Raw genomic sequence first — 1,048 nt, forward strand, 5'->3', positions numbered from 1 at the left:
ACTGTATGTTCTGATTGTAGTTTCAGTACAACCCACTAAAGCAGGAGCACTATCACTAACGAAAGCCACAACCGGAGTTGAGCAGGCATCGGCCTCATCAGTCACTACAGCAGTATCCGCAGCAGGGAAAGTTCCGTTGCAACCGCTAAGAGTAATGGCAGCAGGGTTAGAAGCTGTCGGAGCAGTTGTATCTTCAATTTTAATAGTTTGATTAGCGGTTCTTTTATTTCCACAAGCATCCGTAACCGTCCAGGTTCTAGAGATAATTTTATCTCCAGGACATGAAGCTGGTGTTAAACAAATACTTTTGAATTCAATACTACCATTTACACTAGCTTGTTTTCTGGAATAAACTAACCAAGTCCCATTCATCATTCCTGAGAAGTTTTCAAAGCTTGATACATATGATGTCAATTCAGGTATTGTATTTGTCGAAGAGGTTGCTCCGTTTGGAGTGAAGTTTGCACTAACACCATCTTGAATAAAATTGTTGTTGTTCCATTTTGCATAGCCAGAACTATTTGGATAAAATACAGGTAAGTATAATTCATTAGTACTTGAATTTGTGGTATCACATTCTCCACCAGCACAATATGGACCAACTAAAATAATTCCTTGACCGTTAGGGGCAATTAAAGTAAATTCTGCTCTTCCTTTTCCTTGATTTGTTTCGAATGCTAGAGCAATTTTTTCAATACTACTTGCTGATATCCCATCAAAACCTGAAACGGTAAATGGAAAATAATTACCATTTCCAGCATTTATTTGTTGATTGTCTGAGGTTCCAAAACAATTAATATCAGAATAGCTTACAAGTGGATTTGAATCACAAATGTCATTTATGTCTGTTACAGTACCTGTTACAGACGGATCAGTATTTGTCGTGCAATTCTCTCCACTATTAAGAGTAATGTTTACTGGCGGTGTAAAAGTCGGAGCCGTTTGGTCAACCGTTCTGATTAAATTTTGCGTAACATTGATTGTGTTTCCACAAGCATCCGTTACACTGTATGTTCTGATTGTAGTTTCAGTACAACCCACTAAAGCA

The 1,048-nt window shown here is 37.9% G+C and carries 1 protein-coding gene; it reads right to left on the reverse strand.

The window, feature by feature from the left end; genetic code table 11:
* A partial coding sequence (locus tag ACNQGN_RS18910; RefSeq protein ID WP_417989371.1) for a hypothetical protein occupies positions 1-1,048 on the reverse strand: 1,048 nt, incomplete at both ends.

Origin of the sequence: Flavobacterium rhamnosi, assembly GCF_048286515.1 — a bacterium.
Classification (GTDB): Bacteria; Bacteroidota; Bacteroidia; order Flavobacteriales; family Flavobacteriaceae; genus Flavobacterium.